The organism is Luteibacter sp. UNCMF366Tsu5.1 (assembly GCF_900119235.1).
GTDB classification, from domain to species: domain Bacteria; phylum Pseudomonadota; class Gammaproteobacteria; order Xanthomonadales; family Rhodanobacteraceae; genus Luteibacter; species Luteibacter flocculans.
In genome coordinates this window covers 992,908-1,013,517 of the sequence record NZ_FPIS01000002.1, presented here as the reverse complement: position 1 = coordinate 1,013,517, position 20,610 = coordinate 992,908, and the positions used below count along the sequence as shown (strand labels likewise).

The 20,610-nt window shown below is 66.3% G+C and carries 18 protein-coding genes; 8 read left to right on the top strand and 10 right to left on the bottom strand.

Going from position 1 to position 20,610, the window contains the following annotated elements; all coding sequences use genetic code 11:
* Positions 1–11 precede the first annotated feature (11 nt).
* The 5 genes from BT115_RS13685 to mfd all read left to right on the top strand — a co-directional run bounded on the left by BT115_RS13685 (position 12) and on the right by mfd (position 6,625).
* Positions 12–647: an NAD(P)-dependent oxidoreductase gene (locus BT115_RS13685; RefSeq protein ID WP_072323107.1), complete on the top strand. Its 636-nt coding sequence runs from the start codon at positions 12–14 to the stop codon at positions 645–647.
* Between the two features lie 42 nt (positions 648–689).
* Positions 690–1,592, top strand: a complete 903-nt coding sequence (rlmJ, locus tag BT115_RS13680) for a 23S rRNA (adenine(2030)-N(6))-methyltransferase RlmJ (RefSeq protein WP_072323222.1) — start codon at positions 690–692, stop codon at positions 1,590–1,592.
* A gap of 29 nt (positions 1,593–1,621) precedes the next feature.
* Complete coding sequence (locus BT115_RS13675) at positions 1,622–2,128, top strand: Slp family lipoprotein (RefSeq protein ID WP_072323106.1); 507 nt, start codon at positions 1,622–1,624, stop codon at positions 2,126–2,128.
* Between the two features lie 55 nt (positions 2,129–2,183).
* Positions 2,184–3,092 carry a cation diffusion facilitator family transporter gene (locus BT115_RS13670; RefSeq protein ID WP_072323105.1) on the top strand — a complete coding sequence of 303 codons (909 nt, stop codon included), beginning with the start codon at positions 2,184–2,186 and terminating at the stop codon, positions 3,090–3,092.
* An 83-nt stretch (positions 3,093–3,175) separates the two neighbouring features.
* Positions 3,176–6,625, top strand: coding sequence for a transcription-repair coupling factor (gene mfd, locus BT115_RS13665; protein WP_072323104.1), 3,450 nt, complete (start codon positions 3,176–3,178; stop codon positions 6,623–6,625).
* Positions 6,626–6,645: 20 nt separating this feature from the next.
* Here the strand turns inward: mfd and egtD are convergent, their stop codons facing one another.
* Entirely contained in the window at positions 6,646–7,629 is a 984-nt protein-coding gene (gene egtD, locus BT115_RS13660; protein ID WP_072323103.1) for an L-histidine N(alpha)-methyltransferase, read from the bottom strand.
* On the bottom strand, positions 7,626–8,894 hold the full coding sequence (egtB, locus tag BT115_RS13655; protein ID WP_072323102.1) for an ergothioneine biosynthesis protein EgtB: 1,269 nt from the start codon (positions 8,892–8,894) through the stop codon (positions 7,626–7,628). The genes egtD and egtB overlap by 4 nt, the downstream gene beginning before the upstream one ends.
* Positions 8,895–9,077: 183 nt before the next feature.
* Here egtB and BT115_RS13650 point away from each other — a divergent pair, with 183 nt between their 5' ends.
* Positions 9,078–9,512: a DUF6491 family protein gene (locus BT115_RS13650; protein WP_083527455.1), complete on the top strand. Its 435-nt coding sequence runs from the start codon at positions 9,078–9,080 to the stop codon at positions 9,510–9,512.
* Positions 9,513–9,898: 386 nt separating this feature from the next.
* Here the strand turns inward: BT115_RS13650 and BT115_RS13645 are convergent, their stop codons facing one another.
* From BT115_RS13645 to BT115_RS13635, 3 genes are all read right to left on the bottom strand, one after another.
* A complete protein-coding gene (locus BT115_RS13645) occupies positions 9,899–10,315 on the bottom strand; it encodes a hypothetical protein (protein ID WP_072323101.1) in 417 nt (138 codons plus the stop codon).
* Between the two features lie 77 nt (positions 10,316–10,392).
* Positions 10,393–12,537: a bifunctional 23S rRNA (guanine(2069)-N(7))-methyltransferase RlmK/23S rRNA (guanine(2445)-N(2))-methyltransferase RlmL gene (gene rlmKL / locus BT115_RS13640; protein WP_072323100.1), complete on the bottom strand. Its 2,145-nt coding sequence runs from the start codon at positions 12,535–12,537 to the stop codon at positions 10,393–10,395.
* Positions 12,534–13,052, bottom strand: coding sequence for an alpha/beta hydrolase (locus BT115_RS13635; RefSeq protein WP_072323099.1), 519 nt, complete (start codon positions 13,050–13,052; stop codon positions 12,534–12,536). Before BT115_RS13635 ends, rlmKL begins: the two co-directional genes overlap by 4 nt.
* Positions 13,053–13,097: 45 nt before the next feature.
* Between BT115_RS13635 and BT115_RS13630 the strand changes: the two genes are divergently transcribed.
* Both BT115_RS13630 and BT115_RS13625 read left to right on the top strand, forming a co-directional pair.
* Positions 13,098–13,652: an N-acetylmuramoyl-L-alanine amidase gene (locus BT115_RS13630; RefSeq protein ID WP_072323098.1), complete on the top strand. Its 555-nt coding sequence runs from the start codon at positions 13,098–13,100 to the stop codon at positions 13,650–13,652.
* A 47-nt stretch (positions 13,653–13,699) separates the two neighbouring features.
* On the top strand, positions 13,700–14,566 hold the full coding sequence (locus BT115_RS13625) for an acyl-CoA thioesterase (protein ID WP_072323097.1): 867 nt from the start codon (positions 13,700–13,702) through the stop codon (positions 14,564–14,566).
* A gap of 36 nt (positions 14,567–14,602) precedes the next feature.
* Here BT115_RS13625 and BT115_RS13620 read toward each other — a convergent pair whose 3' ends face one another.
* The 5 genes from BT115_RS13620 to BT115_RS13600 are packed head-to-tail and all read right to left on the bottom strand — an operon-like array spanning position 14,603 to position 20,609.
* Positions 14,603–15,058, bottom strand: coding sequence for a hypothetical protein (locus BT115_RS13620; protein WP_072323096.1), 456 nt, complete (start codon positions 15,056–15,058; stop codon positions 14,603–14,605).
* Between the two features lie 52 nt (positions 15,059–15,110).
* Positions 15,111–16,097: a multidrug resistance efflux transporter family protein gene (locus BT115_RS13615; RefSeq protein ID WP_255369424.1), complete on the bottom strand. Its 987-nt coding sequence runs from the start codon at positions 16,095–16,097 to the stop codon at positions 15,111–15,113.
* On the bottom strand, positions 16,094–17,806 hold the full coding sequence (recJ, locus tag BT115_RS13610; protein WP_072323095.1) for a single-stranded-DNA-specific exonuclease RecJ: 1,713 nt from the start codon (positions 17,804–17,806) through the stop codon (positions 16,094–16,096). Before recJ ends, BT115_RS13615 begins: the two co-directional genes overlap by 4 nt.
* Positions 17,803–18,723, bottom strand: a complete 921-nt coding sequence (locus BT115_RS13605; protein ID WP_143144562.1) for a phosphoglycerate mutase — start codon at positions 18,721–18,723, stop codon at positions 17,803–17,805. Before BT115_RS13605 ends, recJ begins: the two co-directional genes overlap by 4 nt.
* A complete protein-coding gene (locus BT115_RS13600; protein WP_072323218.1) occupies positions 18,720–20,609 on the bottom strand; it encodes an ATP-binding cassette domain-containing protein in 1,890 nt (629 codons plus the stop codon). Before BT115_RS13600 ends, BT115_RS13605 begins: the two co-directional genes overlap by 4 nt.
* Position 20,610: the final 1 nt, after the last annotated feature.

Below are 20,610 nucleotides of genomic sequence, written 5' to 3'. Positions count from 1 at the left end.
AGGACTCGCTCATGAAAATCGTGTTGTTCGGCGCCACCGGAAACATCGGCAAGGTGATCCTCGACGAAGCGCTCGCCCGCGGCCATCAGGTGACCGCCGTGGTCCGCGACCCGGCCCGCGTCGCCTCTACCCACGCCAGCCTCTCCGTCGTCACGGGCGACGTGGGCCACCCCGAGTCGTACGCCCAGGCGCTACGCGGCGCCGATGCGGCCATTGCCAGCCTCAACGACCACGCCGATCCGGCCAACGTGCCGAAACAGGCAGGGCTGCTGCTCGGTGCCCTGGCCGAAGCGGGCGTCCCGCGCTTCGCCTGGGTGGGCGGCGCAGGCAGCCTCGAGGTGAGCCCTGGCGTGCGCGTGATCGACGATCCGCACTTCCCCGACGCATGGAAGCCCTCGGCCAACGCGCAGATCGCCGCGCTCGCCGTGTTCCGCGCCAGCGACGCGAAGGTCGATTGGACCTACATCAGCCCCGCCGCCGAACTCGTCCCGGGCGAACGGACCGGCGCCTACCGTCTCGGCGATGATCGCCTGCTGGTGGATGCAGAGGGCCACAGCCGGATCTCCATCGCGGACTTCGCCATCGGCGTGCTGGATCGGATCGAACGGGGCGATGCGCCGAAGAAGCGGGTGACCTTCGCCTATTGAGGCGTTCCGGCGTGCGTGGGCAGCGACCGCTATACTGCGCGGATGAATTATCGCCACGCCTATCACGCCGGCAATTTTGCCGATGTCCTCAAGCACATGGTGCTCGTGGCCCTGATCGAATCGCTGCAGAAGAAAGCGGCGCCGTTCTGCTACATCGACACACACGCCGGGCGAGGTCGCTATGACCTGCGAGGCTCCGAGGCGCGCAAGACCGCCGAAGCCGATGCCGGTTTCGGCGTGCTTCGTACCGCCACCGGCCTGCCGCCGCTGCTGTGGAAATGGCTGGAGATCGTTCGCGCCTGCAACGAAGGCGACGAGTCGATGCGCCATTACCCGGGGTCGCCTTGGATCGCCGCGCACCTCATGCGTCCGGGCGACTCCGCGCAGCTGTGCGAACTGCACGGCGAGGAAGCCGCGGCGTTGCGCCAGCTCTTCCACCACGACAGTCGCGTACACGTCCATCAGCGCGATGGCTATGAAGCCATGCGGGCCCTGGTGCCGCCGAAGGAAAAGCGTGGGCTGGTGCTGATCGATCCCCCGTTCGAGGCCCAGGATGCCGAGTTCCGGCTGATCGAGAAGTCGCTGAAGGCCGCCATGGAGAAATGGCCGGGCGGCATCTACGCCATCTGGTATCCGATCAAGCTGCGCAGCCACGTGCAGCCGTTCCATCGCTGGCTGAGCAAGAGCGGCGCGAAGCGCGTGCTCGCAGCCGAAGTCCTGCTGCGTCCGGACGACTCGCCGCTTCGCCTCAATGGCACGGGCATTGCCATCGTGAACGCACCGTGGAAGTTCGATGAAGTACTGCGCGATTCGCTGCGTCTGCTGCCCAAACTGCTGGGCACCCCGGGCGAATCCGAATACCGGCTGACCTGGCTGGTCGAGGAAGGCGGGGATGAAACCCCCGCCCACGTTTCGCAGGCACCGCGTTCAGTGCGAAGGCGCTAAAGTCGCAGGCATCAGCCAGGAGTCGACCCATGCGTACTTCCATCGTCCGTCTCGCCGTCCCTGCCGTTGTCCTTGCCGCCGCCCTCAGTGGCTGCGCGCCCGCCCCGATCTACAAGCCCACGCCGAACAACGCTGCCGTGCCGCCCGCCCAAGTGGCGCGCGAGCCCGAGCGCTACGGCAACGCCGACGTGATCTGGGGCGGGCGCATCGTCAACGTGCGCAACTTCGCCGACCACAGCGAAATCGAAGTCCTCGCCTACCCCCTCGACGGTTCGCAGCGGCCCAAGGCCAATGACACCGGCAACGGCCGCTTCATCGCCGCCATGCCGGGTTACGTCGAAAGCCTCGACTACCCGTCGGGCGGCCTCGTCACGATCGCAGGCCGACTCAACGGCACGCGCACCGGCAACGTCGGGCAGGCGCAGTACACCTTCCCGCTGGTGTCCGTGAACCAGTCGCACGTCTGGACGGCCAAGGAGATGTCGGGCGGCCATCCGAACGTCAGCTTCGGCGTGGGCGTCGGCGTCATACGGTAAGATCCTGCGATTGCCCCGCGGCCGCACGCGCCGCGGGCCTCCATCAGGGAAAACCATGTCGGGACACGCCGATTCGAAGCGCGCGATCTTCCTCGCGCTCGGAGCCAACTTCGCCATCTTCGTCGCCAAGCTCGTCGCGGCGATCTTCACGGGATCGGGCGCCATGCTCGCCGAAGCGGTGCACTCGCTTGCGGACTGCGGCAACCAGGGCCTGCTCCTGCTCGGCATGCGCCAGGCCAAGCGGCCGCCTTCGGCCGACTATCCGCTCGGCTGGGGCCGCGCCCTGTATTTCTGGTCGTTCCTCGTCGCCATCCTGCTCTTCAGCGTGGGCGGCATGTTTTCTGTCTACGAGGGCATCCACAAGCTCACACACCCCGAACCGCTGCGCTGGGCGTGGCTGGCCATCGGCGTGCTGGCGTTCTCGATCGTGACCGAAGGCATCTCCATGCACGGCTGCCTGCAGGAAGTGAACAAGGCACGCGACGGCCGCACCCTGTGGCAGTGGTTCCGCGAAACGCGCGCCAGCGAACTGCTGGTGATCTTCGGCGAGGATCTCGCTGCGCTGGTCGGTCTCTGCCTGGCTCTGATCGCCGTAGTGCTGACGATGATCACAGGCAACCTGATCTTCGATGCTCTCGGCACCATCGCCATCGGCGTGCTGCTGATCGTGGTCGCCGTGGCGGTAGCCCGCGAGGTGAAGGCGCTCCTGATCGGCCAGGGTGTTGAGCCGAAGCAGCGCGCTGCCATGGTCGCCTTCCTCGAGGGTCGCGAGGAGATCGAGGTCGTCTACAACGTGCTGACCCTGCAGATGGGCACCGACGTGATGGTGGCCGTGAAAGCCCGGATGGCGCCCGCGCCCACGGCGCGCGCCATGGTCGAGGCGATCAACATCGTGGAGGCCGACTTCAAGGCCCGATTCCGTGACGTGCGCTGGAGTTTCTTCGAGCCCGACTACGCCGATTGACCCTGCCCGGGATCTCGCCGGGGGCCTAGCGGCTCCCGGGTAGTACAATCGACGGCTTGTCCGCAAAGGTCTGCCCTCGACCCATGCCTGTCGCGCTTCCCCGCCCCCCGCTTCCCGTCAACGCCAAGACCCGTCGCTACTGGACCGCGCCGCACGGCTCGTCCTGGGCGCTGGAAATCGCCGAAGCCGCCCGGGCCCACGACGGCCTGCTCGTCGTGGTGGTTCGCGATACGCGCAGCGCGGACAACCTCGAAAGCGAGCTGGCGGTGTTTGCGGGCGACTTGCCCGTGCTGCATTTCCCGGACTGGGAAACCCTGCCCTACGACGTATTCAGTCCGCACCCGGAAGTGGTGTCGCAACGCATCGCGACGCTGTATCGGCTGCCGACCACGCGACGCGGCGTGCTCGTGGTGCCCGTAGCGACGCTGATGCAGCGCATCGCCCCGCGCACGCACATCACCGGCTCGGGGCTCGTGCTGCGCAAGGGGCAGAAGCTCGACCTGCTCGGCGAGCAGCGCCGCCTGGAAGCCGCCGGCTACCGGAACGTGCCGCAGGTCACCGAGCCCGGTGACTTCGCGGTCCGTGGCGCGCTCATCGACATCTATGCCATGGGCGCCAGCGAGCCCTATCGCGTAGAACTGTTCGACGACGAAGTCGAGTCGATCCGCACGTTCGACACCGAGACCCAGCGCTCGCAGCACCAGGTGGACGCCGTGGACCTGCTGCCGGCGCGCGAATTCCCTCTGACCGAGGATGCCGCGAAGACTTTCCGCACCAACCTGCGCGAACGCTTCCCGATCGACATCCGCCGCTGCCCGCTCTACCAGGACATGAAGGAAGGCGTGACGCCCGGCGGTATCGAGTACTACCTGCCATTGTTCTTCCCCGCCACGGAAACGCTGTTCGACTACATCGCAGGCGATGCGTTGTTCGTACTCGGCGAGGGCACGCTGGAATCGTCGGAACAGTTCTGGACGCAGACCGCCGAACGCTACGAGCAACGCGCGCACGATATCGAGCGGCCCGTCCTGCCGCCCGCGGAAATCTACCTCCCGCCCGAGCAGTTGCGCGAGCGGCTGAACCGCCAGGCGCGCGTGGACGTGGTGGCGAAGGGTCACGAGCACGCGGTGGATCTGGGGACACAGCCGGCACCGGATGTTCCGCTCAACCGGAAGGGCGAAGAGCCAGGCACGGCACTGCGTCACTTCCTTGCCAGCTATCCTGGACGCGCGCTCATCGCGGCCGATTCCGCAGGCCGCCGCGAAGCCTTGATCGAGCAATTGGCAGGGGCCGGCTTGAAGCCGGTGAACGTCGATGGCTGGAAGGATTTCCTGGCACGCAGCGAACCGCTCGCGATCACCGCGGCATCGCTCGAACAGGGTTTTGCGCTGACCGAACCCGCGCTCACCGTACTGACCGAACGTGAACTGTTCGGCGAACGCGTGCGCACGGACCGCAAGCGCCGCGTCAGCGCGGCGCGCGATCCGGAAAGCATCATCAAGGATCTCACCGAGCTGTCCATCGGCTCGCCGATCGTGCACATCGATCACGGTGTGGGTCGTTACCAGGGCCTGGTGTCGCTCGACGTCGGCGACATGCCGGGCGAATTCCTCACCATCGAATATGCCAAGGGCGACAAGCTCTACGTGCCGGTGGCGCAGCTCGGACTGGTCAGCCGCTACACCGGCACCGCGCCCGAGCTGGCGCCGCTGCATTCGCTGGGCGGCGACGCATGGGAACGCGCGCGCAAGAAGGCTGCCGAGAAGGTGCGCGACGTGGCGGCCGAGCTGCTGGCCATCTACGCACAGCGCGAAGCCCGCCAGGGTGAATCGCTGCCGGTGGATCGGCAGATGATCGAGGAATTCGCCGCAACATTCCCGTTCGAGGAAACGGCGGACCAGCAGGCCGCCATCGATGCCGTCATCGTCGATCTCGCCGCGCCGCGCGCGATGGATCGCGTGGTCTGCGGCGACGTGGGCTTCGGCAAGACCGAGGTCGCGCTGCGTGCCGCCTTCGCCGCCGCGACGGCGGGCAAGCAGGTGGCCGTGCTGGTGCCCACCACCCTGCTCGCGCAGCAGCACTACCGCAACTTCGCCGACCGCTTCGCCGACTGGCCGGTACGCGTCGACGTGCTCTCGCGCTTCAAGTCGAAGAAGGAAGTGGACGCCGCGCTCGAACGACTGGCCGACGGACAGATCGACGTCATCGTCGGTACGCACAAGCTGCTGCAACCCGACATCCGCTTCAAGAACCTCGGCCTCGTCATCGTCGACGAGGAACAGCGTTTCGGCGTGCGCCAGAAGGAACAGTTGAAGCGCCTGCGCGCCGAAGTCGATCTGCTGACCCTCACCGCCACGCCCATCCCGCGCACGCTGAACATGGCGATGAGCGGACTGCGCGATCTTTCGATCATCGCCACGCCGCCGGCCCATCGCAGCGCCGTCCGCACGCTCATTTCCACCTACCAGCCGGCGCTGATCCGCGAGGCCATTCAGCGCGAGCTCGCGCGCGGCGGCCAGGTGTATTTCCTGCACAACGAAGTCGAATCGATCGAGCGTACCGCGCGCGAGCTGGGCGAGTTGGTACCCGAAGCGCGCATCCGCGTGGCGCATGGACAGATGCCGGAACGCGAGTTGGAACAGGTGATGGCCGACTTCCATCGCCAGCGCTTCAACGTGCTCGTGTCGACGACCATCATCGAGTCGGGCATCGACATTCCCACCGCCAACACCATCGTCGTGAACCGCGCGGACCGCTTCGGCCTCGCCCAGCTTCACCAGCTGCGCGGACGCGTGGGTCGTTCGCATCACCGCGCCTACGCCTACCTCATCGTGCCTGACCGCAAGGCGATGACGGCCGATGCAGAGAAGCGCCTCGAAGCCCTCGCCTCACTGGAAGAGCTCGGTGCCGGCTTCACGCTCGCCACGCACGACCTGGAGATCCGCGGCGCGGGCGAGATGTTGGGCGAGGAGCAGTCGGGCCAGATCCAGGAGATCGGTTTCGGCCTCTACACCGAGCTGCTGGACCGCGCGGTGCGGGCATTGAAATCAGGCAAGGTGCCGGATTTCGACCTCACCTCCGAACACGAGACCGAGGTCGAACTGCACGTACCGGCACTGATCCCCGAGGATTACCTGCCGGACGTCCACACGCGACTGACGCTGTACAAGCGCATCGCCAGCGCACGCAACGACGATGGGCTGCGCGAACTGCAAGTGGAAATGATCGACCGCTTCGGCCTGCTTCCCGATCAGACCAAGTGCCTGTTCGCTGTGGCTCAGTTGAAGCTCATGGCCACGCCGCTCGGCATTCGCAAGGTGGACTTCGGCGCCAACGGTGGCCGCGTTACGTTCCGCGACAAGCCGGACATCGACCCGATGGCGCTGATCAAGCTGATTCAGCAGCAGCCGCGCGTGTTCAAGATGGACGGCCAAGACAAGTTGCGCGTGATCATGGAACTGCCGGGTGCCACGGAACGGATCCGCACCGCGCAGGATCTGCTGGTATCGCTGGGCGCGCCGCGACCCGGCTGACGGCGCGCCCGTGATGTCGATCAGGACACCGGGCTTGAGCGCACGAGATACTGCACACTGAAGCGGCGTTCGTCGTCCATCCACACCTTGGCGACCGACAGACCCGCCTTGGCGGCCATCTGCGCGAAGTCGTCCAACGAATACTTGCAGCTGTATTCAACGTGCATGGCTTCGCCTTCGCGGAACGCGAAGGTATCGCTGCCCACGTGCACGTCCTGCCGCTTCGTGCTCACCAGGTCTGTTTCGATGCGACCCGCCATGGCGTTGTAACGGGCGCGATGCTGGAACGCGTCGAGGTCGAAGTCCGCACCCAGTTCGCGGTTGAGCCGTACCAACATGTTCAGCGTGAAGTCGCGGGTGACGCCCGCTGCATCGTTGTAAGCGGCCTCGATGATCGCGGGATCTTTCTTCAAATCCACACCCACGAGAATGCCGCCGCCGTCGCTCATTTCCGTACGCATCTGGCGAAGGATCCGGATGGCTTCCTTCGTCTCGAAGTTGCCGATGGTCGAACCCGGGAAATAGATCACCGTGCGACGCGGCGGACGCATGGCGACAGGCAGCCGCAGCGGCTGGGTGAAGTCCGCACATACCGGCTGCATGGGAATGTTTGGAAAACGCGAGGCGAGTTCGGCCACGCTGTCCAACAGCGCCGTGCGCGAGATCTCGACGGGCACATAGGCTGCGGGCGTTTCCAGATGTTCCAGCAATACGCCGGTCTTGATGCCGCTGCCGCTGCCGTATTCCACCAGCCGAACGTCCGGTCCGAGGGTGCGCGCCATGTCCGCGGCATGCTCCTGCATGAGCGCGATCTCGACACGAGTCAGGTAATACTCCGGCTGCTCGCAGATTGCCTCGAACAGGGCCGAGCCGCGCTCGTCGTAGAACAGCCGCGAGGGCAGCTTCTTCGGCTTGGCAGCGAGACCGCGACGCACGGTGTCGAGGGTGTCCTCGATATCCGGATGACGGTCGTCGACACGGATGTCTTTCGGTTGAGCGCTCATCGATCGTTTCCCAGTCGTATCCCCGTGAACTGCCAGCGGGCATGGGGAGGAAAGAAGTTGCGGTAGGTCGCACGGATGTGGTCGTCGGGCGTGGCACAAGAGCCGCCGCGAAGCACCCACTGTCCGTTCATGAATTTGCCGTTGTATTCGCCAAGTGCTCCGTCCAACGGACGAAAGCCCGGATAACTGACATAGGGGCTCATCGTCCATTCCCAAACGTCGCCATACATCTGCCCGAGCAACGTCTCGAACGACGTGGCACGCGGTTGGAACATACCCGCGTCCTGAAGGTTCCCGCGCACGGGCACATCGACCGCCATCGTTTCCCATTCCGTTTCAGTGGGAAGACGCGCACCGGCCCAACGCGCGAACGCATCGGCTTCGAAATAGCTGATATGGCAGACCGGTGCGTGCGGATCGATCGCGCGGCGCCCTTGCAACGTGAATTCGGTTTCGAGGGCTTCGTCCCAATACAAGGGCCGTTGCCATCGTTCGGCCTGCACGGTGGCCCATCCGTCGGAAAGCCACAGCATGGGATCGCGGTAACCGCCATCGCGAACGAACGCCATGTATTCCGCATTCGTCACCGGACGATTGGCGAGGGAACCCGCCTGTCGATAGGTACGATGACGGGGGCCTTCGTTGTCGAATGCGAATTCGCCACCGGCATGACCGATCTCGACCACGCCTTCGTCGAACGGCACGTACGCGAGCGGCGGCGCTGCCACCGACAATGCGCGCGGTGCATCGACCGCATAGACCGGTTCCAGCGGGTTCTGCGCAAACGCATGCTTGATGTCGGTGAGAATGAGTTCCTGGTGTTGCTGCTCGTGCTGGATACCCAGCCCGACCAGTGACGGCAAGGCGTCGTCGTCGCCCTGTGCGAGACGTTCGGCCACCGCGTCATCGACCCGGCGCCGGTAGGCCAGCACCTCGTCCAGACTCGGCCGCGTGAGCATGCCGCGCCGCGGACGGGCATGCATCTCGCCAAGCGACTGGTAATACGAATTGAACAGGTAATGCCATTCCGGGTTCGCGGGTACATAGGCCTCGTCGCGCATCAGCACGAAACGCTCGAAGAACCATGTCGTGTGCGCGAGATGCCACTTGGTGGGGCTCGCATCCGGCATCGACTGCACCAGGGCATCTTCCGGGCGCAGGCGCGAAGCCAGCTCGGCCGTACGGTGGCGTACGTGCAGGAAACGTTGGATGGGGCCGGCGCCGGCAGGCGATGGGTCGGGAATGCCGAGCGGGCGGACGGTCATGCGCGAGTTCCGAAGAGGCTGGCGGATGCCGCCGTCAGTGCGAAACGATGCCCGAGAAAGCGTTCAACCGACGTGAGCGGAGCCTGCCGCCACCTTAACGGCCAGTGCACCCGGCCCGCATGCACTCTCGCCTGCCGGCCCGTTCGGGCTTAACGTTAAGCTCCCCTTGAGGAGGATCGCGCCATGAACGTCCGCTACCTGCTTGCCGCCTCTCTGCTGGTCACCTGTGCCGTGCAGGCGCAGGACGCACGCCCCCAGGCGCGCCAGGAACTCCCGTATGCCGACTGCCTGCGCACTGACCAGATCAACGAATGGAACGTCATCGACGACCGGACGCTCACGGTGCGCAACGGACCCAACCGTTTCCTCGTGAAGACCACGGTCGCCTGCCCGCGCATGGACCTGGGCGGCGGCGTCCACTTCCGCGCCTCGGAAAGCGACAAGGCTATCGGAGGCATGCGCATTTGCGGCGGCATCAACGAGCAGATCGTTCGCCGAGACGATCCGCCGTGCCAGATCCAGTCGGTGGAAAAAATCGACGAGAAAACGTTCGACCACCTCAAGAAGAAGGCCAAGCGCAGCGGGTCGGGCGCCGAGCCCAACGGCATGGTGCACTGATCTTTCGTCGTACCCACGGCAGGCGTGACGCGCCTGCCGGATCGGTTCACAAGGACAAACGCCAGACATATTTGGACGGTGAGGCCAGGGCCTTCGGTGTCCCCCCTCGCTGCTTCGGACAGGTCCTCCGCGTTCGAAAAGGAAGGCCGCTGGCGCGGCCCATGAACCTATGGGCCGTCGGCCGCTCTCTTGTGCGGAACTCGCCTCCAGGAGAGACACCGAAGACTCCCGCGATGACTGAGGTCGCGTGTCGGGAGAGCCGAACAGGCTCAGACCGCAGAGCTGCGCTCCGTTACCGGAAAAAATCGCGACCTTCCCGGTAGTACGCAACAAAAAAAAGCCCGACTCGTGAGCCGGGCTTTTTTGTCATGGAGCCGACGGATGGATCAATAACCGTCGTCGCGGACGTAACGCGTGCCGTAGCCATCGTCCACGTAGGTGGTCGTCGTGGTGACGCGGCGCGTGACGACCGGGGCGTCTTCGTAGACCACCGTGGCCGGACGGCTGTAGTACACCGGACGGTCGTCGTACACCACCGTGCGCGGCGCTGTGGCATTGGCAACGAGGCCGACGACCGCGCCAGCGACGATCGCGCCAGCGATCCAACGGCCCGCATGATCGTAGTGGCCGCCACCGTGGTAGTAACCGCCGCGATAACCGCCGTAGTAGCCGCCGTGGTAGCCGTAACCGCCGCGATACCCGCCGCCCCAGTATCCCGGTCCGTGGGCGAAGGCGCTCGGCGCGAAAGCCATCAGACCCGCAGCAGCGAGGGCGAGAGACGACTTGACGAACTTACCTTTCATGACAGTTACCTCCGGGTGTTGAGCGCAGATTCGCGCTCCGGCACTGAATCCGAACTGAAGTTTTCTGCACCCCGTTTTCACGTTTTCCACGGATTCACGAACGGCTTCCTAAGCAGCCAGCAGCCGTGGATATCGTGGCGTCTGGCGAAGTCGAACGGGATGCTCGCAGCACTCCAGTCTTCAATGGAAAAGTGGGGTTCCAGCGCCTCGCGATCAAGCTGGAAACGGCGGTAGTTGTTGGAGAACACGATCACGCCGTCCGGCAGCAGACGATCGGCGCATAGGAGCAATAGCGCCGCGTGATCGCGCTGGACGTCGAAGTCATCCGCCTTCTTGGAGTTCGAGAAGGTCGGCGGATCGACGTAGATGAGCCCGTACTGCATCGATCGGCTGCGCAGGAAGGTGAAGGCGTCTTCCTGAACCAGGCGATGGCGGTTACCCGTAAAGCCGTTCAGGGCCAGGTTCCGCGACGCCCAATCGAGATACGTGCCGGACAGGTCGACGGTGGTCGTATCCCGCGCGTCACCCGCGGCGGCATAGACGCTGGCCGTTCCGGTGTAAGCGAACAGGTTCAGGAAATGCTTGCCGGCGGCCAGCTCGCGAATGCGCGCGCGCACCAGCCGGTGATCGAGGAACAAACCGGTATCGAGGTAATCGGTGGGGTTGATGAGGAAGGTCAGGCCACCCTCATGCACCTCGACGAACTCCCCCTTCTGGTCGAACTGGCCGTACTTGGAGCCGCCCTTGCCGCGCTCGCGCGTCTTGACGGCGATGCGCTCGCGCGGCACGCCCAACACCTCACCCGCAACGCGAACGATCTCTCGCATGCGCGACCGCGCCACGTCGACCGGTACGTCCTGCGGCGCCTTGTATTCCTGCACGTGCAGCCAGTCTTCGTAGACGTCGATCGCCGCGGCGTACTCGGGCAGATCCTGGTCGTAGGCGCGCCAGCAGGTGATCCCTTCGCGCACCAGACGCTTGCGCAGATGGCGGATGTTTTTCTCCAGCCGGTTCTTCAGCATCTGCGCGCCCGCGGAGAGCGGCTTGGCTTCGCGCGGCGCCTCGTCCCGTGCGCGCAGGGCGAAGGTCAGCAACGGCGTTTCCAGAGCGCCGTTGTAGAGCGCGTAACGCTTGTCGGGGCTGAGGCGAAGCGCCCGCCCGAGTTCCTCGTCGCCCGCCAACACGGCGGCACGCCATCCTGCGAAACGATCCTTCAGCGCCTGGCCCAGATCGCGATAGAGCTGCGGCAACTCGGCGCGGTCGCCCAGACGTTCGCCGTACGGCGGGTTGGTGATGACGAGGCCGAGCGGCGTCTCCGGCGGCGGCTCCGCATGCACCGCATCGCGGCGGTCCAGATGCATGAAACCGGCTACGCCCGCGCTCTGCGCGTTGCGCTTGGCCGTCTGCACCATGTGCGGGTCCGAGTCGCTACCGAAGAACACGGGGCGGAGCGCACGCAAGCCTTCATCGGCTCGTGCCTTCGCCTCATCGTAGATGCCGCGCCACAGCGCGTAGTCGTGCTTCAACCAACCGAGAAATCCGTAGTAATCACGGCGCAGACCGGGCGCGACGTCGGCCGCCATGAGCGCACCTTCGATCAGCAGCGTGCCCGAGCCGCACATCGGGTCCACCAGCGCCCCGCCTTCCGCGTAGATGCGCGGCCACTGCGCGCGCACCAGCATGGCCGCTGCAAGGTTTTCCTTCAGTGGTGCCTCGCCCTGCTGCTCGCGCCAGCCGCGGCGGTGCAGCGGTGAACCGGACAGATCGATCGACAGCGTGGCGCGATCGCGCCGGACGCGCACATTCACACGAACGTCCGGTTCCTCGGGATCGACATCGGGACGCGCGCCGCTTGCCGCGCGGAACTGGTCCACGATCGCGTCCTTGGTCTTGAGCGCGATGAACTGGCTGTGGGTGAGCTTGCTCATCGCAGTGTTGGCGTCCACTGCGAGCGTGCCGTGCGGCGCAAGATGCTCGGCCCAGTCGATGTCCTGCACGCCCGCATACAGAGCCTCCGGGTCGGCGGCGTCGAACTCGGCGAGCGGCAGCAGCACGCGGCTGGCCATGCGCGACCACAGGCAGGCGCGATAGGCGGTTTCGATCGTGCCCGCAAACGACACGCCGGCCAGCGCCTCGCGTACGTCTTCCGCGCCGATCGCGACCAGTTCGTCCTTGAGCAGGTATTCCAGGCCCTTCGGGCAGGTGGCGAAGAAAGCGGTCATGCGAATCGGCCCAGGAAACGGCGGAACTCGGCTTCGATGTCGGGAAGACTGGCCGACAGGCGGTGGTCGTCCTCGACCAGCAGGGCAGGCATCGCGTGATGGCGAGCGACGTCCAGCGCCTCGTCCAGGGGACACACGTCGTCGGCATAGCCATGGACGAGGAACGACGGCACCCCGGGGCGTGCGGCGAAGGCACGGGGATAGCCGGGAATGCGCGCCGGCAAGGCCAACAGGAACAGACCGGCGACCGGCGCATCGAGCGATGCGAGCCCGGACACGAATGCGCCCATGCTGGAACCGACCAGCACCGGCGGTGCCGGCGATGCGGCGATCTCGGCGGCCAGCCGCACCAGCCGCGGATCGATGCAGCCGGCATGGCCGTGCGCGTCGTCCTCGCGATAGTCCGGACGGGAGGTGCGCCAGCCGAGCGATTCGGCCACGGCCGCCAGCGCGCTCACCTTGGTGGCGTCGGGGCCGGAATCGGACCCATGGGAAAGGATGATGTGGCCGCGCATGGCGGTCTCCGTACGCGGAATGACCGGCTATGTTATCAAAGCGGCATGATCGACATCCTTCACGCCCCCCTGCCCTACGAGACCCTGCTGCCGGAACGGCAGCCCGGCAATATCGACCTCGTGGTGATCCACTGCACCGAACTGCCCGACCTGGCGATGGCACGCGAGTACGGCGAGCGTGTGCTCTACGACTCCGGTGCGGGCAACAGCGGCCATTACTACATCGACCGCGACGGCTCGGTGCTCTGCTACGTGGACCCGCTGCGCGTCGCCCACCATACCCGCGGCTACAACCCCCGCTCGATCGGCATCGAACTGGTGAACACCGGCCGCTACCCGGACTGGTTCCACTCGGCACGGCAGACGATGACCGAGCCCTACCCCGAGAAACAGATCGATGCGCTGCGAGCGTTGCTCGATCATCTCGTCGAACGCTTTCCGTCGCTGCGCCACATCGCCGGGCACGAAGACCTGGACACCGCCACCGTGCCGGCCAGCGACGATCCCGAAAACGAGGTGCCGCGCAAGCGCGATCCGGGTCCGCAGTTCCCCTGGGCGCGCGCCTACGACCCGTCTCGGCTCGGCAGGCTCGGCACCTAGCCCCGTTATACTGGCGGCTTCGCGCACCTCTCATGCCAGGGACACCCATGTCGGACAACCACGTCGGCGAACTCGTCGAACTGCTCGAACTCGAACGCCTCGAAGACAACCTGTTCCGAGGCCAGAGTCGCGATATCGGCACCCGTTTCGTCTTCGGCGGCCAGGTGCTCGGCCAGGCCCTGTCCGCTGCGCAGCGCACCGTCGACCCGAGCCGCGAGGCGCACTCGCTGCATGCGTATTTCCTGCGTGCCGGCGACATCAACGCACCGATTGTCTACAGCGTGGAGCGCACGCGCGACGGTGGTTCGTTCTCGTCTCGCCGCGTGGTCGCGATCCAGCACGGACAGCCGATCCTCAACGGCTCCATCTCGTTCCAGGAACCCGAAGCGGGCTATGAGCACCAGATGTCGATGCCCGAGGTGCCGGCACCGGAAGACGTGGAGCCCATGCCCGCCATGTCGGCCGAACAACTCGGCCGGTTGCCGGAGAAGACGCAGCGCTGGCTCGGCATCGATGGCCCGTTCGAATTCCGCCACGTGTGGCCGCGCGACGAACTGCGCCCGGCAAAGCGACCGCCGTACCAGCACATCTGGTTCCGCCTCACCGCACCGATCGCCGACACGTTGTCGTTGCATCAGGCGCTGTTGGCGTATGCCTCCGACTTCCACCTGATCGGCACGGCCACGCTGCCGCATGGCATTTCCTATCTGACCCGCAACATGCAGATGGCGAGCCTCGACCATGCGCTGTGGTTCCATCGCCCGTTCCGTATCGACGAGTGGCTGCTCTACTCCTTCGACAGCCCCACCTCGCAGGGCGCACGCGGCTTGGCGCGCGGCATGATCTACACCCGCAACGGCGTCCTCGTGGCCTCCACGGCGCAGGAAGGGCTGATTCGCGTCCGCGAGGGCTAGCGATCGAGGGCTGCAACAGGTGGCGGCCCGGTGCCGCTACCTGGCAACGCTGCCCGCAGCACCACCATCCCATTGCACAGCCGCAGCCAGCTCGGCAGCGGTGAGTGCGAGGCTACCGGTCTGCGAAGCCGCCTTGAACGCCACGACGTGTCCATCGTGTCGCGACAGCTCGGTGGCGCCGGTGGCTGTCAACGCCTTGGCCCGCGTCTCGTCGGAGGTGAGCAGCACCAGCAGCGTGCGATTGCCGGCGACGAAGCGCACGCCGCTGAGCGCGCCAGACGCGGACAGGTCGGCCGATGCCAGCGGTATGGCGCGCACCTTGCCCGCCCAGCGCGGCGGAGCGACGAAGGTGTAGCCGGCCGCGTCGTCGCGCCACGAGAAGTGCTGCATCGGATCGGGCGCGGGAGCGGGTTCCCGGTGCGTGCCGGGCGGAGGCGTCGCGGACGCGGTGAGGGACAGTCCAAACAGCAGGGCGAGAACGAGGGTTTTCATGACACCTCCAGCGAGACTTCGGCCAGCCTACGCCAGTCGGAGCCCCGGCGGGTCAAGCACCTCGATCGGCCGACGCATCGTCGACCACGGCTTCGCGTCCGCTGGCCCGGGCAAACAGCACGATGCCCATGACAATGACGACAGCACCCGTGGAGGCCACGGGCCCGGGGACCGCCTCGTGCAGGAACACGGCGCCAATGACGGTGGCGAACAGCAGTTCGGCTGCCTGCATCGCCTCCACGGCGGCCAGCGCCGTGGGCCGGCGCCCTACCCGCTCCGTCGCGTGGAAGAACAACACCGTGGCGATCACGCCGGATGAGAGAGCCACGCCGCCAGCAAGCAGCACCTCGGTCCAGGTCGGCGCGCCCACCGTGAACCACGTGATGGCGGCGAGGATCCACCACAGCGGCCAACTCGCGAGCGTCATGCCGAACACTCGTTGCACGGCCCCGAGCTGGGTGCCGGTGCGCTCCAGATGCAGAAGAATCTTTCGGTTGCCGAGCGGATAGGCGAAGGCGGCAAACACGACGGCGCCCACGGCCAGCCAGGCTGACGCATCGAGTGCGCCGTGCGCGTGGCCGAACTGCAACATCATCACGCCCATGACGATGAGTGCGCCAATCGCCAGCGGCGCCACGTGCCAGCGTGCCCGCTCGTCACGGTAGATGAAGGGCGCCATCAACGGTCCCGCGAGCACGGTCATCTGGAAGCTGCCGGCGACCAGCCATGACGGCCCGCTGCTCGCCGCCCAGGTCAGCGGCACGCCGAACAGCACGAAACCCACGCTGCTCCACAGCAGCCAGGTGCGCGGATATGCACGCAACTCCCGAGGCAAGGCGCCCGTACCGCCCTGAAACGGCAGTACCGCGGCCAACAAGGGCAAGGTGATGAGGTAACGCAGAATCACCGCCCACTGCCAATGGCCGCCGCCACTCACGACGGCGCGATTGAGCACGTAGGTCAGCGTGAAGAACAGCGCGGAAAGCAGCGCAATGAGGATCGCACCCAGAGACGTGGCGCGACCGGTACGAACGATCACGCGCTCGCTTCCATGTGCGTCAGCAACAATCGCAGGCTCTCCCGGCCTTGCCAATCGTTGATGGAGAGTTCGTACGCCACGCGCATGCGCGTCGGCGGCGGCCTACCGTCGTAGCAGTTGAACATCACGGCATCCAGTGGCGCACCGCCTTGCGTATGGCGCAGTTGCAAACGCAGATGACGACTACCCATCGGCTTCCATGAGGCGCACTCGACCCGCGCCTCGAACAGCGGAGGCGGAAACGCCTGCCCCCACGGTCCCGCATGACGTAACTGTCGCGCGAGATCGAGCGTGTGGTCGCGGTAGTCGAGTTCGCCATCGGTATGGACGAGAGCCTGCAGGCGTTCCTCATCGAGATGTCGCCGCGCCACCGCGTCGAACGCCGCCGCGAAGCGCTCGATGTCACTGGCACGAAGGCTGAGCCCCGCTGCCATGGCATGACCGCCGAAGCGCAAGATCAACCCCGGATGCTTCGCGTCGATCTCCGCGAACGCATCGCGGATATGGAAACCCGAGATCGAACGTGCCGAGCCGCGCAGCTCGTCGCTGTCGTCTCCCGCAGGCGCGAACGCCACGACCGGCCGATGCAGTTTTTCCTTGAGCTTGGAAGCGACGAGGCCCACCACGCCGGCATGCCAACCCGGATCGAACAAGGCAACGCCGACGGCGTCCACGTGCGCGGCACGCGCCACCATGGTCTCGGCTTCCTCTACCATGCCCGCCTGCATGTCGCGACGCTCCTGGTTGATCGCCGACAATTGCTCCGCGTAACGCCGTGCGATGCCCTGGTCGTCGGTGAGCAGGCAAGCCACGCCGAGCGACATGTCTTCGAGACGACCGGCCGCATTGAGGCGCGGCCCGACGGCAAACGCAAGATCCGTGGCGCCGACGGTCGCGAACGAGCGACCACTCGCTTCGATGAGTGCCGTGATACCCGCGCAGGCCTTGCCAGCGCGCATGCGTTTCAGGCCCGCTTCCACCAGTACGCGATTGTTGAAGTCGAGCGGCACCAGATCGGCGACCGTACCGAGCGCCACGAGATCCAGCAGCGCGCCGAGGTCCGGTTCGCCCTGTGGAAAACGCCCCGCGTTGCGCAACGCCGCGCGGAGGCCGAGCAGCAGATAGAACATCACGCCGACACCGGCCAGCGCCTTGCTCGGGAATCCGTCGTCGGCAAGGTTCGGATTCACGATCGCGTCGGCATCCGGCAGCGTGTCGCCCGGCAGATGATGGTCCGTGATGAGCACTGCGATGCCACGTGCACGCGCCGCCGCAACACCGGCCACGCTCGCCACCCCGTTATCGACGGTAACGATGAGATCGGGCGTGGGCTCCAGCGACGCCACTAATGCCTCGCTGAGCCCGTAGCCGTGCACGAAACGGTTCGGCACCACGTGGCTGACGTGGCGCGCGCCGAGCAGGCGCAGACCGCGCTCCGCCACCGCCGTGCCCGTGGCACCGTCGCAGTCGTAGTCGCCTGCGATGACGATGCGCTGATCCGCTTCAATGGCGCGCATGAGCAGCGCAACGGCCCGCTCCATGCCGCCCAGCAGGTGTGGCGGTAACAGGCGTGCGAGACGGTGTTCCGCGTCTTCGGGCGTGCAGACGCCACGCGCGGCGTAGATGCGCTGGATGACCGGATGCACGTGCGCAGGCCAGCCGCTCGGCGCCGCCGTCACGATGCGCTGGCGCCAGATCGTCGCCGTCATGCCTTGCGCCAGAAGCGAAGACGGTGGCGGCGGTGCAGGCTCACGCGCTGCCCATCGGCGAAGGCCAGGCGGATATCCGCACCGGCCAGCAGGCGCGCTTCGATGGCGGGCCACCACGTACGTTCGAAAGCATCCGGCTGGATGTCCTGAAGATCGAGCATTTCGCAGGCGGCGTTGGCCGAATCGAGGCGCGCGAACTGCGAACGCGCCTGCACGTCCACGTTGGCACGATGGGCGAGCGACCAGGCCACGAGGTCGTCGCTGTAGACGCGGTTGAGGCCCGTCTCCACCCATGCGGGCAGCGTGCCCGCACCCCATAGCCAGACGCTGTTCACCGGCGGCAGACCCTGCCGTGTGCGATGACGATTGACGGGATGGTTATGCAATACGACCTGCGCTTCGTTGAGCAAGGCACGCCATCGGCGGCCGGCGTCGCCCTGCGGCAACTGCGTGAAGAAGTCGGCCCCCAGGGCGTCCTCGGGCTCGGGAAATGCGGGCACTTCGGCATAGCTCGGCAAGCGAACTTGCCAGTGCGCCGCATCGCCGATGTGCAGCTGCATGCCTTCTGCGTCGAACGTCTCCGCCAGCGCATCGACGAGTGCCTTTGCATCGTTGCCGTCGAGCGCGAGATTGCCGCAGGCCAGGAGGCGCGCACCATTCAGTTCCGCCTGTATCCAGGCGGGGTCTGCGCAAAGCCAGAGCGCGCCTTCCGCATCGCCGACCACCGACTGGCGGATCAGCGCGGCGACCGGCAAGGGCCCCTCGGGCCAGCGAAAATGTTCGGACAAGGCACCCAGGTAACCGGGCACAGCGGCGGGCAAGGCGGTGCCACGCGCGACCCAGGCGGCAAACGATGGCGCCGAGGCAAGCTTCTCGCGCCCAGGCAGCAGCACATGAAGCATGGGCGCCACGGTCACGCCTCGATCTGTTCGAGGATGCCGAGCCACTCGAGTTCGAGCGTTTCCTTCTCGCCACGCAATGCCGCCTGACGCTGCCCGAGCGCCATGAGGTCGGCCGTGGAACCTTCGTAGACGGCGGGATCGGCGAGCTTGGCTTCAATGGCGACGAGTTCGCGATCCATGCCTTCGATCAACGACTCGATCTTTTTCACGCGGGCGCGCAGCGGCTTTTCCTTTTCGCGCTCCTCTGCCGTGAGCTTGCGCCGCTCCTTCGCCGACGCCTGCACCGGCGCAGCCGCCGGGGCCGAAGCGACGGCAGCCGTCTTGCGCGTCGTGGCGCGGCTGCGCAGCCAGCGGGCGTAGTCATCGAGGTCGCCGTCGAACGGCTCGACCGTGCCATCCGCCACGCGCCAGAACTCGTCGCAGACCATGCCCAGCAGATGGCGATCGTGCGAGACGAGAACCAGCGCGCCATCGAACGCCGCCAGTGCATCCGCCAGCGCTTCGCGCATGTCGAGATCGAGATGGTTGGTCGGTTCGTCGAGCAGCAGCAGATTCGGCTTGTCCCAGGCGATCAGCGCCAGCGCAAGTCGCGCGCGTTCGCCGCCGGAGAACGCATCCACCGGCTCGAACGCACGGTCGGCGGGGAAGTTCCAGGTACCGAGGTAATCGCGCAGTACCTGCGCGCCCGCGTTCGGCGCCTTCTCCTGCAGATGATCGAACGGGCTGGCGCCTTCTCGCAGGCTTTCCACGGTGTGCTGCGCGAAGTAGCCGATGCGCGTGTCCTTGTGGAAGCCGCGTTCGCCACGCAACGGCACGAGTTCGCCGACCAGCGATTTCACCATCGTGGATTTACCGGCGCCGTTGGGGCCGAGCAAACCGATGCGATCGCCCGATTCGAGGCCGAAGGCCACGTCGCGCAACACCACGTGATCGCCGTAACCGGCGTCGATGTGATCGAGCTGCAGCATCGAGGTCGGCAAGCGATCGGGCTCGGGAAACGAAAAGCTGAAGGAACGCTCGGCGCGGACGGCTTCGGTGCCGGCCATCTTCTCCAGGCGCTTCATGCGCGACTGCGCCTGCTTGGCCTTGCTGGCCTTGGCCTTGAAGCGGTCGATGAAGGATTGCAGGTGCGCGCGTTCCGCCTGTTCGCGCTCGTGCGCGATCTGTTGCTGGCGCAGGTGCTCGGCGCGTTGCCGTTCGAATGCGCTGTAATTGCCGGTGTACAGCTTCGCCGTTCCGTCGTGCAGGTGCATCGTGTGCGAGATCACGCCGTCGAGGAATTCGCGATCGTGCGAGATGATGAGCAACGTGCCCTGGTAGCGGCGCAGCCATTCTTCGAGCCACAGCACCGCATCGAGATCCAGATGGTTGGTGGGCTCGTCGAGCAGCAGCAGGTCCGAGGGGGCCATCAGGGCGCGGGCGAGATTGAGGCGAACGCGCCAACCGCCCGAGAACGATGCCACCGGCCGTTCGTGCGTTTCCGGTGCGAAACCCAGGCCATGCATGAGCCGCCCGGCGCGGGCGCGCGCGTCGTACCCGCCCACTTCCTCGATGCGCAGGTGCGCGGCGGCGACGGCTTCGTGATCGTCGGCAGCGAAGGCATCGGCCTCCGCCTTGAGCGCGGCCGCCACCTCGACGTCGCCGCCGAGCACGTACTCGATGGCGGGATCGGGCAAGGCCGGCGTCTCCTGCGCCACCGAAGCGAGGCGAATCCGCGACGGCATGTCCAGATCGCCCACCTCGGGCTCCAGTTCGCCCTTCAGCGCAGCGAACAAGGTGGACTTGCCGCAGCCGTTGCGGCCGATGACGCCCAGGCTCCAGCCGGTCTGGATCGTGAGGTCCATCCGCGACAGCAAGGTGCGGCTGCCCCTACGGAGGGCGAGATTGCGGAACGAGATCATG